Origin of the sequence: Clavibacter sp. (assembly GCF_014802555.1) — a bacterium.
GTDB classification, from domain to species: Bacteria; Actinomycetota; Actinomycetes; order Actinomycetales; family Microbacteriaceae; genus Clavibacter; species Clavibacter sepedonicus.
This window is the reverse complement of the sequence record NZ_JAAVCB010000074.1, coordinates 1-14,280: the sequence shown is the minus strand read 5'-3', so window position 1 is coordinate 14,280 and position 14,280 is coordinate 1. Positions and strand designations below refer to the sequence as shown.

The following is a 14,280-nucleotide window of genomic DNA, read 5'->3' as shown; positions in this document are numbered from 1 at the left end:
ATCCGGCGGGGAGGGAGGAGCGGCTCAGCGCCGGGCGAGGCGCTCGGCGAGCTCGACGGCCCAGTAGGTGAGGATCGCGTCGGCGCCGGCCCGCTTGATGCCGAGGACGCTCTCGTCGATGGCGCGCTCGCGGTCGATCCAGCCGTTCTGCGCGGCGGCCTCGATCATCGCGTACTCGCCGGAGATCTGGTATGCCCAGACCGGCACGCTGCTGGTGGCGGCGACGTCGGCCAGGATGTCGAGGTAGCTCATGGCGGGCTTCACCATGACGACGTCGGCGCCCTCCTCGATGTCGAGCTCCACCTCGCGCAGGGCCTCGCGGCGGTTGCCGTTGTCCATCTGGTACGTGCGGCGGTCGCCCTGCAGCTGCGAGTCGACGGCCTCGCGGAAGGGGCCGTAGAAGGCGGACGCGTACTTCGCGGCATAGGCGAGGATCGCGACGTCGTGGTGCCCGGCGTCGTCGAGGGCCTCGCGGACGGCGCCGACCTGGCCGTCCATCATGCCGCTGAGGCCGAGCAGGTGGGACCCCGCCTCCGCCTGGGCGAGGCCCATGGCGCGGTAGCGGTCGAGCGAGCGGTCGTTGTCGACCACGCCGTCCGCGTCGAGGACGCCGCAGTGGCCGTGGTCCGTGAACTCGTCGAGGCAGAGGTCGGTCTGGACGACGAGCGCGTCGCCGAACTCCTCGATCGCGACGCGGGTGGCGACGTTGAGGATCCCGTCGGGATCGCTCGCGCCGGAGCCCTCGGCGTCGCGCACCTCGGGCACGCCGAACAGCATCACGCCGCCGATGCCGGCCTCGGCCGCCTCGACGAGCGCGCGGCGCAGGCTGTCGAGCGAGTGCTGGGAGACGCCGGGCATCGACGTGATGGGCGAGGCCTCCGTGAGGCCCTCGCGCACGAACATCGGCAGCACCAGGTCGGCCGCGTGCAGGCGGGTCTCGGCCGTGAGCCGGCGCATGGCCGGCGTGGTGCGGAGGCGGCGCGGACGGTAGTAGGGGGAGGTCATTCGGTGGTGCTCCGATCGAGGAGGTCGGCGAGGCCGGTGAGCCCCGCCGTATCGGGTCGCGGCTCCTCGTGGCGGGCGATCTCGACCAGGGACTGGATGAGCGACGCGGCGGAGCGCTCCGTGGCGACCACGTCGACGCGCACGCCGAATCGGCGCGCGTCCTTCGCGGTGCGCGGGCCGATGCAGGCGATGAGCACGCCGTCGGGCACGTCGCCCAGCTGCTCGTGCACCTGCTCCGCGACGCTGCCCGAGGTGACGAGGATCGCGCGGACGCGGCCCGAGGAGACGTCCTCGCGGATCCGGTCGCTGACGGGGACGCCGACCGTGCGGTAGGCGACGACCGAGCGCACGTCGTGGCCGCGCGCGATGAGGCCGTCGGTGAGCGTGGGCTTCGCGATCTCGGAGCGGAGCGTGAGCACGCGGCGGCGCGGGGATCCGGCGGCCATCTCCGTCCACTCCTCGAGGAGCGCGGTGGCCGACGAGTCGATGGACGGCACGAAGTCGACCGTGTATCCCGCGGCGACGAGCGCGGCCGCCGTGGTCTCGCCGACGGCCGCGATGCGCGTGCCCTCGGGGACGACGGCGCGGTGCGAGGCGAGCACGTCCACCGTGGTGGCGCTCGTGACGGTGAGCCAGTCGAAGGATCCCGCGGCGAGGTCGGCGAGGGCCGACTCGAGCGCCTGCGCGTCCTGCGTGGCGGCGAAGTTGATCATGGGCGCGACGACGGGCGTCGCGCCCTGCGCCCGGAGATCGTACGCGACGCCGTCGCCCCACGGTCCGCCGCGAGGCACGAGCACGCGCCAGCCCTTCAGGGGCTTCTGGTCTGTCGAGGTCATCGGGTCCCTCCCAGCGGCGCGAGATCGGCCGCTCCGGCGTCGAGGAGCTCGCGGGACACGGGCCCCGAGAGCGCGGAGGCGGATGCGCCCAGCTGCGCGAGATCGAGCCCCGCGGTGTCGAGCTCGTGGCTCGCGGCCATGCGCTGCGTGCCGTCGGGCCGGTAAACCACGGCGGTGAGGGCGAGGCGGGCGCTCGTGACGGTGGCCCAGGCGCCGATGGGCGCCGCGCATCCGGCCTCGAGGGCGGCCAGCACGCCGCGCTCCGCGAGCACGGCGGCATGCGTGAAGGGGTCGTCGACGGCCTCGACGGCACGGCCGACGACCGAGTGCGTCTCGGCGTCCTCCGTGCGGATCTCGAGGGCCAGCGCGCCCTGCCCGGGTGCGGTGGGCCAGCGGTCCAGCTCGAGGTGCTCGGTGGCGGCGCCGATGCGGTCGATGCGCTCGAGGCCGGCGGCGGCGAGCACCACGGCGTCGAGGTCGCCCGCGGTCACGCGGGAGAGGCGGGTGTCGATGTTGCCGCGGATGTCGACCACGTCGAGGTCCGGGCGCTCGGCGAGGATCTGCGCGCGGCGGCGCGGTGATCCGGTGCCGACGCGGGCGCCGCGCGGCAGGGTCGCGAGTGTGAGGCCGTCGCGCGCGCACAGCACGTCGCGCGGGTCCTCGCGCACCGGCACCGACGCGACCGTGAGGCCCGCGTACGGCGCCGTCGGCAGGTCCTTGAGCGAGTGCACCACGAGGTCGCACTCGCCGCGCAGCAGCGACTCCCGGAGCGCGCTGGCGAACACGCCCGTGCCGCCGAGGCTCGACAGGGACTCGCGCGACGTGTCGCCGTGCGTGGTCACGGGCACGAGCTCGACCTCGAGTCCCGACGCGCCGGTGATCTCCGCGGCGATCGCCCGCGTCTGGGCCAGGGCGAGCGCGCTCCCCCGGGTCCCGATGCGGAGCGTCGTCGTCGGAGCCGACGTCGTGGGACCGTCCGTCACGGTGCCAGCCCGGAGACGGCGGGCTTGAAGCCCAGCCGCACGTTCTCGCAGCAGCCCGGCCGGCACACGTCGTACCAGGGCCCGAGGTCGGTCATGTGGGGACGGTCGGCCGCCTTCATGCCGTCGCGGCGCTCCAGCACGAGGTCGATGAGGCCGTCGACGTACGCGGCGTGCACGCCCGGCGTGGGGACGCGCACCGAGTACAGGCCGTTCTCGGCGGCGGACTCGGTGGCCTCGTTGTCGAGGTCCCACTTGACCTCCATGTGGTCGCTCACGAAGCCGAGGGGCACGATCACGACGGCGCGGCGGCCCTGCGCGGGCAGCTCGCCGATGGCGTCGTTCACGTCAGGCTCGAGCCACGGCATGGAGGGCGGGCCGGAGCGCGACTGGTAGACGAGCTGCCACGGCACGTCCTGGTCGATGCCGAGCTCCTTGCGGACCTCGTGCATCACGACCTCGGCGACGGCCAGGTGCTGCGCGGCGTAGGCGCCGTCCTGGTCGAAGCCGCGCTCGGCGGGGCCGGACTTGGACGCGTCCGACGACGGGATCGAGTGTGTGGAGAAGAGGATCTCGACGTCCGTCGCGAGGTCGACGGGCTTCCCCTCCGCCTCGAAGTGCGCGATCACGTCGCGGATCCCGTCGCGCGTGCCCTCGATGAACGGCGTGACGAAGCCCGGGTGGTCGAAGAACTGGCGCACCTTGTCGATGCGGATGACGCCCTGCAGCTGCGTGTCCTCCAGCGCGTCCGCGAAGTCCTCGCGGTACTGGCGGCACGAGGAGTACGAGCTGTACGCGCTCGTGGCGACGGCGATGAGCTGGCGGTAGCCCTTCTCCTCGGCCTCGCGCAGCGCGTCGTTGAGGTACGGGCCCCAGTTGCGGTTGCCCCACAGCACGGGCAGGTCGATGCCGCGCTCGGCGAGACGCGCCTCGAGGGCCGCCTTCAGCTCGCGGTTCTGCTCGTTGATGGGGCTGATGCCGCCGAACGCGCGGTAGTGGTGGGCGACCTCCTCGAGGCGCTCCTCCGGGATCCCGCGACCCGCGGTGACGTTGCGGAGGAACGGGATGACGTCGTCCTGGCCCTCGGGGCCGCCGAAGGAGGCGAGGAGGATCGCGTCGTACGCGACGGGCTCCTCGACGTGGGCAGGGCCCATCTTCGCGGCCTCGCTCGCGGCGGAGACGAGGGCGCCGGGGGCGCGCGGCGCGTCGGTTGCGGGGGTGGGCTTGCGACCCAGGTTGAGTGCGGCCATTACTGGAGGACCTCCACGAGCTCGGCGGTGCTGATTCGGCGGCCCGTGTAGAACGGGACCTCCTCGCGCACGTGACGGCGCGCGTCGGTGTTGCGCAGATCGCGCATCATGTCGACCAGGTCGACGAGCTCGTTCGACTCGAGCGGGAGGATCCACTCGTAGTCGCCGAGGCCGAACGACGAGACCGTGTTGGCGATGACGCTGCGGAAGGCAGCGCCCTGGCGGCCGTGCTGGGCGAGCATGCGCCCGCGCTCCTCGGGCGGCAGCAGGTACCACTCGTAGGAGCGGACGAAGGGGTAGACGCAGAGCCAGTCGCGCGGCTCGATGCCGCGGAGGAAGCCCGGCACGTGGCTGCGGTTGAACTCGGCGTCGCGGTGGACGCCGGCGGCGCTCCACGACGGGATGAGCGCGCGGATGAGGCGCGCGCGGCGGATCTCGCGGAAGGCCCACTGAAGGGTCTCCATCTGGGGGCCGTGGATCCAGACCATGAGGTCGGCGTCGGCGCGCATGCCGGAGACGTCGTAGAAGCCGCGGACGGTGACGCCCTCGGCCTCGACGATGTGGACGATGCCGTCGAGCTCGTCGACCGCGCCGGGGACCTCGCGACCGTCGAGGTCGTCGGGGCGGGCGGGATCGCGGCGGAGGACGGCCCAGAGGGCGTAGCCGCTGGGGGATGCCTCGGGGGTGGACCCGTCGTCAGGACGGGCCTCTCCGGGGGACTCGATCGGGGGGACCTGAGATGCCGCCGACTCGGCAGCCGGGATGCTCATGATCCCCATGGTACGTCGCGCGGCGACCCCGCCCCGCATCGGCCGGGCCGCCGTCAGATCATCCCGCCCACCTACCGGGCGTCGCGGCCGGTGAGCGCGAGCAGGCGGACCTGCAGGGGCGCGTCCTCGGCGACCGGCACGGGCGACGCGAACAGGCCGCTGGCCTCGAGCGTGTCCTTCTGCGGGGCGAACACCGTCCATGTGGCGCGCACGAGCTCGTCGTCGATGCGCTCGTCGGCGCCGACCGCGCGCGCGAGGTCCCAGCCGTGGATCACGACGTCCGAGAGCTGCTCGCGGAGGTACTCGCGGGCGGGCACACGGTCCGTCGACAGCACCACGGGACGCTCCGGGTCGACGCCCTCCCATGCCGCGAGCGCCTCGCGGGAGTAGCGGCCCCACTCGGCCACGAGGTCGTCGTCGAGCTCGCGGATCAGCGCCTGGCCGGTCTGCGCGGTGTGGCCGGCGAGGAGGAGCGGCACCCACTGCTGCTCCTCGATGACGTGCGCCACGAGCTCGCGCACGTCCCACTCGACGTCGGGCGTCGGGGCGGTCCAGTCGGTGACGGCGCCGAGGCGGTCGGCGAAGCCGCCGTGCGCCCGGCGGATGAGGTCGTGCCAGTCGAGGTCGGTGTCCATGGTCGCGCTCCCGTCGGTGGTGTGCTCGGGGAACGTCGGCGGCGGTCGCGCGCATTCCCGCGCGCTGCGGCGTCGCGGGAGGAGGGTCAGACCGGAGGCTGCCGGGCGGCCGAGAACTGGTGGCGGGGGGCGCGGAGCGCGCGGAACGGATCCGTGCCCGCGAGCCCCTGCAGCCCCGGCGCGAGCACCCCGAGGATCCCCACGACCGCCACGACGACGACCAGCAGGCGCGGCCAGCCGGAGGCGACCGAGTGCACGACGGCCATCGGCTCCAGCAGGTTGACGCCGACGAGGAACACGGTCGCCGACACCGCGAGCGACATGGCCGCACCGTCCGCGATGCCGACGACGGCGAGGATCACGAGCACCCACAAGCCGTACCAGGGGTAGACGACGGGCGACATCGCGACCACGCACGCGAACGCCAGCGCGAGCCGCGCCTCCCCGGAGAGCGTGCGGGTCGTGAGGATGCACCACGCGGCGCCCGCGAAGCCGAGCAGGATGCCCGCGGTCTTGATCCCGCCCTCGACCGCCCCGCCCGGCCCGCCGAGCGCCTCGACCAGCGGGCCGAACGCGCCCGCGGCGACGCCGAACGGCATGAACCACGAGACGACGGAGACGGGGCTCGACAGCGCGGAGATCCAGCCGAGGCCGACGCCGAGCAGCTGACCGCCGAGCGCGAGGAGGCCCATGGCGGCGATGCCCGACACGGTCCACGCCGCCCAGACCCGCGGGTCGCGCGTGGGCGGGCGGAGGCCGGGGACGCCGCCCGCCGAGCCGTCGACGGCCACGCCCTCCGGCGCCCGGTCGTCGACGCGACGGGCCCGCATCTCGGCGTGCACGATGGCGACGATGGGCAGGGCGAGGAGCGCGATGGGCTTGACCGCCACCGCGCACGTCACGAGCACGACGCCGAGCACGGGCCGCGAGTCGATGGCCGCGAGGAGGCCGGCGACGAGCAGGCCCATCATCAGCGCGTCGTTGTGCGCGGCCATGACGAAGTTGAAGACGACGAGCGGGCTGGCGGCGAGGAACCACGCCGTCCGCACGGGGTCGATCCGGCGGCGGCGGGCGATGCGGAGGCCGCATACGACCATCAGGACGACGCCGGCGACGGCGACGCCGCGCGCCGCGAGGACCGCGACCTCCACGCCCAGGGCGTCGTCGATCCCGCCGATGACGCGCTCGATGGCGAGGAACAGGGGCCCGTACGGCGCGGGATTGTGCGCCCACAGCGGATCGACGCCTGTGCTCCGCCAGTCGGGCAGCACGGCGGGCCCGTGCTCGTACGGCGAGAGGCCGGCCCCCAGCACGCGCCCCTGGGCGATGTAGGAGTAGATGTCGCGGCTGAACAGCGGCGCGCTGAAGAGCAGCGGGACCGTCCACACGACGGCGAGCCGCAGCGTCGCGCGGAGACCGGCCTGTCCGAGCCGCGGGAGCAGCGCGCCGAGGAGGAGCCACGCCGAGGTGAGCATCAGGCCGCCGACGACGACCGCGAGGGACGCGATGCTCGTCGCGAGGGGCGAGACGCGGAGGGCGCCGATCACGGGAGTCCGCGACAGCTCCGACTCGGCCGGAGCATGGCCGACGATGAACGACGCCGCGAGGAGGATCAGCGAGCCGGCGAGCCCCACGAGGCCCGGCAGCATCAGCGGATGCGCACCCAGGGATCCCGGCTCACGCGCCTCGCGGCGGCGTGCGCGCACGGAACCCCCCTCGGCCATGGCGGATGCTCGACCGGCGTATCAGCGACGCGCGGCGCGGGCCACGGCCCAGACCACGCCGCCGACGACGACGACCGCGCCCACCCCGACGGCCACGAGGAGCAGCGGGTCCTCGTCGGCCGTGCGGCGGATTCGGCGGCGGAGGTCGGCGATGCCGTCCTTCGCCCGGCGTCGGACGTTCAGCTTGGCCTCGAGGGCGTCCAGCGTGGCGGAGATCTCCTCGCGCGTGTGCTGGATGTCGAGCTTCAGCTCGGCGCGGGAGCGGGGTCCCGTGGGGCGGGGGCGATCAGTGGTCATACTTGCCGGTCCCCTTCACCGCGTCGACGTCCTCCTTGAGGCTGTCGACCGTCTCCTCGGGCGTCGGCGGGACGCCCTTCTTGATCCAGCGCATGCCGAGCAACGCCAGCACCACCGTGATGAGGAGGAAGACGCCTGCGACGATGAGCGCGGAGAGCCACGGTGAGAACGCCTCGGACAGGCCGAGGATCGCGGCGGCGACGAGCACCAGGAACGCGATGAACGCGAAGAACAGCGCGACGACGAGGAAGCCGGCGCCGATCCCCGCGTGCTTGAGCTTGGTGACGAGCTCGTTCTTGAACGACTCGATCTCGTCCTTGATCAGCTGGACGATGAGCGTCGGCAGGTCGGCGACGAGCCGGACGAGCGAGCGCTTGCTCTTCGGATTGAGATCCTGATCCGTCATGCGGGGTTCCCTCCTGGGGATGGGCGGGCGGGTCAGCGGGAGGTGCCGGAGCCGTTCGGCTCGGGCGATGCGGGGTCCATGGTCGGGTAGTGCGTGCCCGATGCGCTCGAGGGGGTGGAGCCGCTCGCGGAGTCCTTCTTGCCGCCCGTGACGGTGCCGACGACCTTCTTGGCGCCGCCGACGACCGCGTGCGCCACGTCGGGGGTGTGGTCCTTCACGAAGCCGGCCGCGTTGTCGACCTGGCGCTGGACCTTCGGGTCGTCCCAGACCTTCTTGGCGTTCGTGCGGATCTGCTCGTAGCGCTTGCGTCCGGCGCGGGCGCCGAGGACGTAGCCGACACCAGCTCCGGCGACGAAGAGAAGCTTGCCTTTCATGGGAGATCTCCGATCGTTGAGGGGGCACGTGCAGCACACGTCGGTCCAGCGTATCCCTCCGGCGCTGCCGCGTGGTCGGGGGCGACGGGGCGGTCGGTGCCCGGCCAGGCGGGGCCCCGACCGCGCATCAGCGGGCCAGGAGGCGCGCCGCGGCGGCCTGCGCGTCGGCCACGACGGAGGCGAGCCCGGTGCCCGCGACGGCGGATCCGGTGATCTCGAGACCCGGGTGCTCGGCCGCCTCGTCGCGCACGGCCTGGACGCGCTCGCGGTGGCCGGACGCGGCGAACGGGAGGGCGTTGGTCCAGCGCACGCGGGCGGATCCGGTGACGCGGCCCGCGAGGTCGACTCCGAGCAGCCCGGACGCGTCGCGCACGGCGATCGCGGTGAGCTCGTCGTCGGGCACGCCGGCGGTGTCGTCGTCGCCGCCCGCGCGTCCGTAGGAGAGGCGGAGCACGTGCCGGTCGCCCGCGGCCGCCTTCAGCCACGGCCACTTCGCGGTCGCGTGCGTGAGGGCCTTGGCGCGGATCCCCGGGGCGTCGGCCGCGACCAGCACGCCGGTGCCGCGGGGTGCGGCGTCGAGCTCGGGCGCGCGGACGACGAGCGTGACGAGCTCGACGGACGACGGCTCGGGCCAGCCCTCCGTGACGGCGCGCGGCGCGAGTCCCGAGAAAAGGCGGGTGAGCCCCGCAGCGGGGATCGCGAGGACCACGCCCGCCGCGTCGATGCCGCGGCCGTCGGCGAGCTCGACGTGCCAGTCGTCGGACGCGGACGCGCCCTCATGGGAGCGGTGCCGGTGGACGGACTCGACCGCGAGGGAGGTCCGGACGTCGACGCCGAGGCGCGCGAGGTCGGCGACCAGCGCGTCCACCAGCAGGTGGACGCCGCCGACGATGCCGCTGACGGCGGATCCCGCGGGCGACGCCGCGCGCATGGACGCGACCGCGCGCCCCAGCGAGCCGTGCTCGGCGAGCCCGGCGTGGAGGCCGGGCGCGACGGAGTCGGCGTCGACCTCGTCGGGGTGGGCGCTGTGCACGCCGGAGACGATGGGCGCGACCAGCCGGTCGACCACGCGGTCGCCCATGCGGGCGCGCACCAGGCCGCCGAGCGTGCGCTCCTTCGCGCCGACGACAGCGGGGAGGAGGAGGTCGGCCTTGGCGCGGGCGACGCCCGCGCGGCCGATCGCGGTGGCGATGGTGGCGTCGAACGGGTGCGCGGGGATCCCGAGGAGGCCCGTGCGCGGCAGCTGGATGGCGCGCTCGGCGAGCTGCACCCACGCGCCGTCCGGGTTCGGCTGCACGATCCGGTCGGCGAGTCCGAGCTCTCCGAGGAAGGCGGCCACCGTGCTGCGGCGGGTGGCGAAGCTCTCGGCGCCGCTGTCGAGGCGGAGGCCGTCGACCACGTGCGATCCGACGGTGCCGCCGAGCGCGGGCGACGCCTCCACGAGGATCACGCGCTCGCCGGCCAGGGCGCAGGCGCGCGCGGCGATGAGGCCGCCCACGCCGCCGCCGACCACGACGACGTCGGTCGGGTCGACCTCACCGGCGGCCTGACGCGGGTCGCTACTCACGGACGAGGTCCACGATGCGGGTGAGCACGGTCGGATCGGTCTCGGGCGGCACGCCGTGGCCGAGGTTCAGGACGTGGGCCGGTGCCGTCTTCCCGCGCTCGAGCACGTCGCGGACGTGCGCCTCGAGGATCGGCCACGGGGCCGCCAGGAGCGCCGGGTCGATGTTGCCCTGGACGGGCACGGATCCGCCGAGGCGGCGCGACGCCTCATCGAGCGGGATGCGCCAGTCGACGCCCACCGCGTCGACGCCCACGTCGTGCATCGCGCCGAGCAGCTCGCCCGTGCCGACGCCGAAGTGGACGAGCGGGACGGTGCGGCCGTCCGCCGCGGTGATCGTGCGCACGTGGTCGAGCGCGAGCGCGGAGGCCGGGGCGACGCGCTGCGTGTAGTCGGCGAGCGAGAGGCCGCCCGCCCACGAGTCGAAGAGCTGCGCGGCGGAGGCGCCCGCCATGACCTGTGCGTGCAGGAAGACGCCCGTGATCTCGGCGCACCAGCGCATGAGGGCGTCCCAGGCGTCGGGATCCGCGTGCATGAGGCCGCGCGCCGCGATGTGGTCCTTGCTCGGCCCACCCTCGACGAGGTAGGCGGCGAGCGTGAAGGGCGCGCCCGCGAAGCCGATGAGCGGGGTGTCGCCGAGCTCGGCGGCCGTGCGCGCGACGGCCTGGCGGATGGGCTCGAGGGCGGCCGGGTCGAGCGACGGCAGCGCCGCGACGTCGGCCGCGGTGCGCACGGGCTTCTCGAGCACGGGCCCGCGGCCCGCGACGATGTCGACGCCGACCCCCGCGAGCTTCAGCGGGATGACGATGTCGCTGAAGAAGATGCCCGCGTCGACGTGGTGGCGGCGCACCGGCTGCAGCGTGATCTCGCTGGCCATCTCCGGGTCGAGGCACGCGTCGAGCATGCGCGTGCCCACGCGCAGCTCGCGGTACTCGGGCAGCGAGCGGCCGGCCTGGCGCATGAACCACACGGGGGCGCGCTCGCCGCGATGGCCGCGGTAGGCCTCGACGAGGAGGGAGGAGGAGGTGCGCGTGTTGAGCGGGTGCTCCGCGGGCAGCGGGAGGGCGGCGGACGCGAGGGAGGACGAGGAGGAGGGCGTGATCACGGATCAGATCATCGCATCCCCCGCCTGCGGGCCCGCTCGGCTGGGGAGGCGGGCCTGACCTTGTCAGGACACCCTCACCGGCCCGGAGCACACGGCGGGGAGGTTTACCATGGACCGTGCTCATATGTCTGACGGCGAGTCATCACAACGCCAGCTTCGAGGTCCTCGAGAAGCTGTCCGTGGCCGCACCCTCCGTCGCCGGCACGCTCATGGAGCAGAACGACTTCATCGCGGGGGCCGTCGTCCTCGCCACCTGCAACCGCTTCGAGGCCTACCTCGACGTCGAGGAGCCCCTCACCGCCGCCCGCGCGCTGGCCGTCGAGGCCACGGTGGACGTGGTCAGCGGGGCCAGCGGGATCGCCCGCGACGACGTCCGCGGCAGCGTCGACGTGAAGTGCGGGGACGCGGTCGCCGAGCACCTCTTCGCCGTCTCCTCCGGCCTCGAGTCCGTCGTCGTCGGCGAGGGCGAGATCGCCGGGCAGGTGCGTCGGGCGCTCGAGGGCGCGCGCACCGGCGGCACCACGAGCACCGGGCTCGAGCGCCTCTTCCAGACCGCGTCCAACACGTCCCGCGGCGTCAAGACGCGCACGGGCCTGCAGAGCGCCGGACGGTCCATGGTCCGCCTCGCGCTGGATCTCGCGGAGAGCCGCATCGCCGACTGGTCCGCCACGCGCGTCCTCCTCGTCGGCACGGGCGCGTACGCGGGCGCGAGCCTCGCCGCGCTCCGCGACCGCGGCGTCGTCGACGTGCACGTCTACTCCCCCTCGGGCCGCGCGCAGAAGTTCGCGGGCCCCCACGGGATCCCCGCCGTCGAGGGCCGCGACCTCCTGAAGGCGCTCGCCGCGTCCGACATGGTCGTCACCTGCAGCACGGCGCCCACCGCCGTGCTCGCCGCGCACCACATGCAGGGCGCCGCCGCGGTGTCGGGCGACGGGCGCCGCCGCCTCGTCATCGACCTCGGGCTGCCCCGCAACGTGGATCCGGACGTCGTCACCGTCGAGGGCGTCGAGCTGCTCGACCTCGAGACCATCAGCCTGCACGCGCCGCTGCGCGACCTGACCGCCACGGACGACGCCCGCGAGATCGTCAGCACCGCCGCCGCCGAGTTCCGCGCCGCGAGCGCCGAGGACGAGGTGGCCCCCGCCGTCGTCGCCCTGCGCACCCACATCTTCGACGTCCTCGAGGGCGAGCTGGAGCGCGTGCGCAAGCGCGGCGACTCCTCGGAGGCGACCGAGAAGGCGCTCCGTCACCTCGTGAGCGTCCTCGTGCACAAGCCCTCCGTCCGCGCCCGGGAGCTGGCGCGCCAGGGCGAGGGGGCCCGAGTGGTCGACGCCGTCCAGGCGCTGTTCGGCCTCGACGTGGAGATGCCCGCCGCGGTGTCCTCCCCCGTCGCCGTCGCGCTGCCGCGCACGGCCGAGGCGGGCCAGGCGTCGTGAGGCCCCGCATCCTCCGCGGCCCGCGCCTCGACGCGCCGCTCAGGATGTCCGAGCCGGTGCGCACGGAGCGCCTGGTGATCCGTCCCTACACGGCCGACGATCTCGACGACTACGCCGACATCCAACGCCGACCCGACGTGGTCGAGTACATGTTCTGGCCGCTCCGCGACCGCGAGGCGTCGAAGCGCCACCTCGCGGCCCGCTGCCGGAAGACGCGGCTCGAGCAGTCGAACGACTTCCTCGGGCTCGCCGTCGAGCTGCCCGACGAGCCGAGCCTCAACCCGCGCGCGGGATCCGGCCGCGTCGTCGGCGACGTGTCCCTCCTCCTCCGCAACGCCGCCTCGCGCCAGCTCGAGATCGGCTGGGTCATGAACCCGGACTTCGCCGGTCGCGGATACGCCACCGAGGCGAGCCGCGCCATGCTCGACATCGCCTTCCAGCGCGCCGGCGCCCACCGCGTCCTCGCGCAGCTCGACGCCCGCAACACCTCCTCCGCCCGCATGGCCGAGCGCCTCGGCATGCGCCGGGAGGGGCACTTCCGCGAGGAGCACCTCGTGAAGGGCGAGTGGGTCGACAGCCTCTACTACGCCGTGCTGGCCGACGAGTGGGCGACGCCGCCCGCCGCGACCTGACCCGGAGGATCCCGATGGACGGCGACCTGCCCGCGCTCGACCCGTTCGAGGTCCGCGGCCCCGTCCGCACGGCCCGGCTCGTGCTGCGGCCGTTCACACCGGACGACGTGGTCGCGTTGGACGCCTACGCGGCGTCCCCCGGAGCACGGCCGCACCTCGCCGGATCCTCGTCCGACCCCGCCCGCATGCTCGGCGACCGCCTCGGCTGGACCCGGCTGGCCGACGTCGGCGACCGGCTCGCCCTCGCGATCGAGCTGCCCGCGCAGGGCCAGCGGTGGGCCCGCGTGGTCGGCGAGGTGCACCTGCTGCTGCGCGACCCCGGCGCCCGGCAGGCCGAGCTCGGCGTGGTCGTGCACGAGGACGTGCGGGGCGCGGGCCTCGCGACGGAGGCGGCCGACCGGATCCTCGAGCTCGCGTTCGCCGAGGTCGGCGTCCACCGCGTCGCGTGCCGGGTCAACGCGGCCGACTCCGCGGCCCTCGGGTTGGCCGAGCGCCTCGGCATGCGGCGCGAGGCGCTGCTGGTGCACGACCGATGGGCCCGTGGAGCATGGGCGGATACCGTGGTCGTCGCCCTGCTCGACGTGGAGTGGGCGGCTCGCCAGAGCCTCGATGGACTGTAGGAGGACCGCGTGACATCGACCCCCGACCCCGCCGGACGACCGGTCGTGCCCGTCCTCGACGACGACGATGACGACGACCTCGACGAGCTGGACGAGCTCGACGGCGGCGGCCCCGGGGGCTCCGCGGCCCGACGCCGCGATCCCGACGAGCGTCCGCTGCGGGTCGCCGCGCTCGCCCTCATCCGCGACCGTCACGTGCTGATGGTGCGCGTCGAGGGGCAGGACGTCCTCTACCTGCCCGGCGGCAAGATCGAGCCCGGCGAGGGCGCGCGGCAGGCGCTCGTCCGGGAGGCCGCCGAGGAGGTGGGGCTCGAGATCGACCCCGCGAGCATCGAGGACCTCTTCACCGTGCTCGCCGACGCGCACGGCGCGCACGCGGGGCGGCTCGTGAGCATGACCGTCTACCGCGCGGAGCCCCGGGACGGCACGCGGCAGCAGCCGGTGCCCTCCGGCGAGGTGGCAGAGGTCGAGCTGGTGACGTCCGCGGACTCCGACCGCTGCCCGCCGGCCGGCCAGGCGGCGCTAGATGTACTGGGTCATGACGTTGGTGACACTCGGGCCGCGGGCGTGAGCCCGTGGCTCGAGTGGATCCGTTCAGTGTTGTAGTGCTCGATGAAGGGGTCAAGCGCGTCGGCCCGGTGTTGGT

The 14,280-nt window shown here is 74.3% G+C and carries 15 protein-coding genes and 2 pseudogenes; 4 read left to right on the top strand and 13 right to left on the bottom strand.

Annotated elements, in window-relative coordinates; translation table 11 throughout:
- Positions 1-24: 24 nt before the first annotated feature.
- The 12 genes from hemB to hemE all read right to left on the bottom strand — a co-directional run bounded on the left by hemB (position 25) and on the right by hemE (position 10,946).
- Positions 25-1,005: a porphobilinogen synthase gene (hemB, locus tag HDR73_RS08150; protein ID WP_012300067.1), complete on the bottom strand. Its 981-nt coding sequence runs from the start codon at positions 1,003-1,005 to the stop codon at positions 25-27.
- Positions 1,002-1,841 (bottom strand): uroporphyrinogen-III synthase, encoded by an 840-nt coding sequence (locus HDR73_RS08145; RefSeq protein ID WP_012300068.1) that lies wholly within the window; start codon positions 1,839-1,841, stop codon positions 1,002-1,004. The genes hemB and HDR73_RS08145 overlap by 4 nt, the downstream gene beginning before the upstream one ends.
- On the bottom strand, positions 1,838-2,824 hold the full coding sequence (hemC, locus tag HDR73_RS08140) for a hydroxymethylbilane synthase (RefSeq protein ID WP_012300069.1): 987 nt from the start codon (positions 2,822-2,824) through the stop codon (positions 1,838-1,840). The genes HDR73_RS08145 and hemC overlap by 4 nt, the downstream gene beginning before the upstream one ends.
- Positions 2,821-4,071: a ferrochelatase gene (locus tag HDR73_RS08135; RefSeq protein ID WP_041464733.1), complete on the bottom strand. Its 1,251-nt coding sequence runs from the start codon at positions 4,069-4,071 to the stop codon at positions 2,821-2,823. Before HDR73_RS08135 ends, hemC begins: the two co-directional genes overlap by 4 nt.
- Positions 4,071-4,841: a hydrogen peroxide-dependent heme synthase gene (gene hemQ, locus HDR73_RS08130; protein ID WP_223842667.1), complete on the bottom strand. Its 771-nt coding sequence runs from the start codon at positions 4,839-4,841 to the stop codon at positions 4,071-4,073. Before hemQ ends, HDR73_RS08135 begins: the two co-directional genes overlap by 1 nt.
- A 71-nt stretch (positions 4,842-4,912) precedes the next feature.
- Positions 4,913-5,476 (bottom strand): TIGR03086 family metal-binding protein, encoded by a 564-nt coding sequence (locus tag HDR73_RS08125; RefSeq protein WP_041464735.1) that lies wholly within the window; start codon positions 5,474-5,476, stop codon positions 4,913-4,915.
- Positions 5,477-5,562: 86 nt separating this feature from the next.
- Complete coding sequence (gene mptB, locus HDR73_RS08120) at positions 5,563-7,182, bottom strand: polyprenol phosphomannose-dependent alpha 1,6 mannosyltransferase MptB (protein WP_223842668.1); 1,620 nt, start codon at positions 7,180-7,182, stop codon at positions 5,563-5,565.
- Between the two features lie 39 nt (positions 7,183-7,221).
- Positions 7,222-7,497, bottom strand: a complete 276-nt coding sequence (locus HDR73_RS08115; protein WP_012300073.1) for a DUF3618 domain-containing protein — start codon at positions 7,495-7,497, stop codon at positions 7,222-7,224.
- Complete coding sequence (locus tag HDR73_RS08110; RefSeq protein WP_012300074.1) at positions 7,487-7,903, bottom strand: phage holin family protein; 417 nt, start codon at positions 7,901-7,903, stop codon at positions 7,487-7,489. Before HDR73_RS08110 ends, HDR73_RS08115 begins: the two co-directional genes overlap by 11 nt.
- A 32-nt stretch (positions 7,904-7,935) precedes the next feature.
- Complete coding sequence (locus HDR73_RS08105) at positions 7,936-8,277, bottom strand: hypothetical protein (RefSeq protein WP_012300075.1); 342 nt, start codon at positions 8,275-8,277, stop codon at positions 7,936-7,938.
- 127 nt (positions 8,278-8,404) lie between these two features.
- Positions 8,405-9,844, bottom strand: coding sequence for a protoporphyrinogen oxidase (hemG, locus tag HDR73_RS08100; protein ID WP_041464736.1), 1,440 nt, complete (start codon positions 9,842-9,844; stop codon positions 8,405-8,407).
- The gene (gene hemE, locus HDR73_RS08095) at positions 9,837-10,946 is read right to left on the bottom strand and encodes a uroporphyrinogen decarboxylase (RefSeq protein ID WP_012300077.1); all 1,110 of its coding nucleotides are present in this window, start codon (positions 10,944-10,946) and stop codon (positions 9,837-9,839) included. Before hemE ends, hemG begins: the two co-directional genes overlap by 8 nt.
- A 116-nt stretch (positions 10,947-11,062) precedes the next feature.
- On the opposite strand from hemE, the gene HDR73_RS08090 reads away from it, so the two are divergent.
- The 4 genes and pseudogenes from HDR73_RS08090 to HDR73_RS08075 form a co-directional block, all read left to right on the top strand.
- The gene (locus tag HDR73_RS08090; protein ID WP_012300078.1) at positions 11,063-12,382 is read left to right on the top strand and encodes a glutamyl-tRNA reductase; all 1,320 of its coding nucleotides are present in this window, start codon (positions 11,063-11,065) and stop codon (positions 12,380-12,382) included.
- The gene (locus tag HDR73_RS08085) at positions 12,379-13,014 is read left to right on the top strand and encodes a GNAT family N-acetyltransferase (RefSeq protein WP_012300079.1); all 636 of its coding nucleotides are present in this window, start codon (positions 12,379-12,381) and stop codon (positions 13,012-13,014) included. The genes HDR73_RS08090 and HDR73_RS08085 overlap by 4 nt, the downstream gene beginning before the upstream one ends.
- Before the next feature lie 14 nt (positions 13,015-13,028).
- Positions 13,029-13,634: a GNAT family N-acetyltransferase gene (locus HDR73_RS08080; RefSeq protein ID WP_012300080.1), complete on the top strand. Its 606-nt coding sequence runs from the start codon at positions 13,029-13,031 to the stop codon at positions 13,632-13,634.
- Between the two features lie 9 nt (positions 13,635-13,643).
- Positions 13,644-14,111 (top strand): annotated as a pseudogene (locus HDR73_RS08075) (NUDIX hydrolase); the annotation flags it as partial.
- 59 nt (positions 14,112-14,170) lie between these two features.
- Here the strand turns inward: HDR73_RS08075 and HDR73_RS08070 are convergent.
- Positions 14,171-14,280, bottom strand: a pseudogene (locus HDR73_RS08070) (IS481 family transposase); the annotation flags it as partial.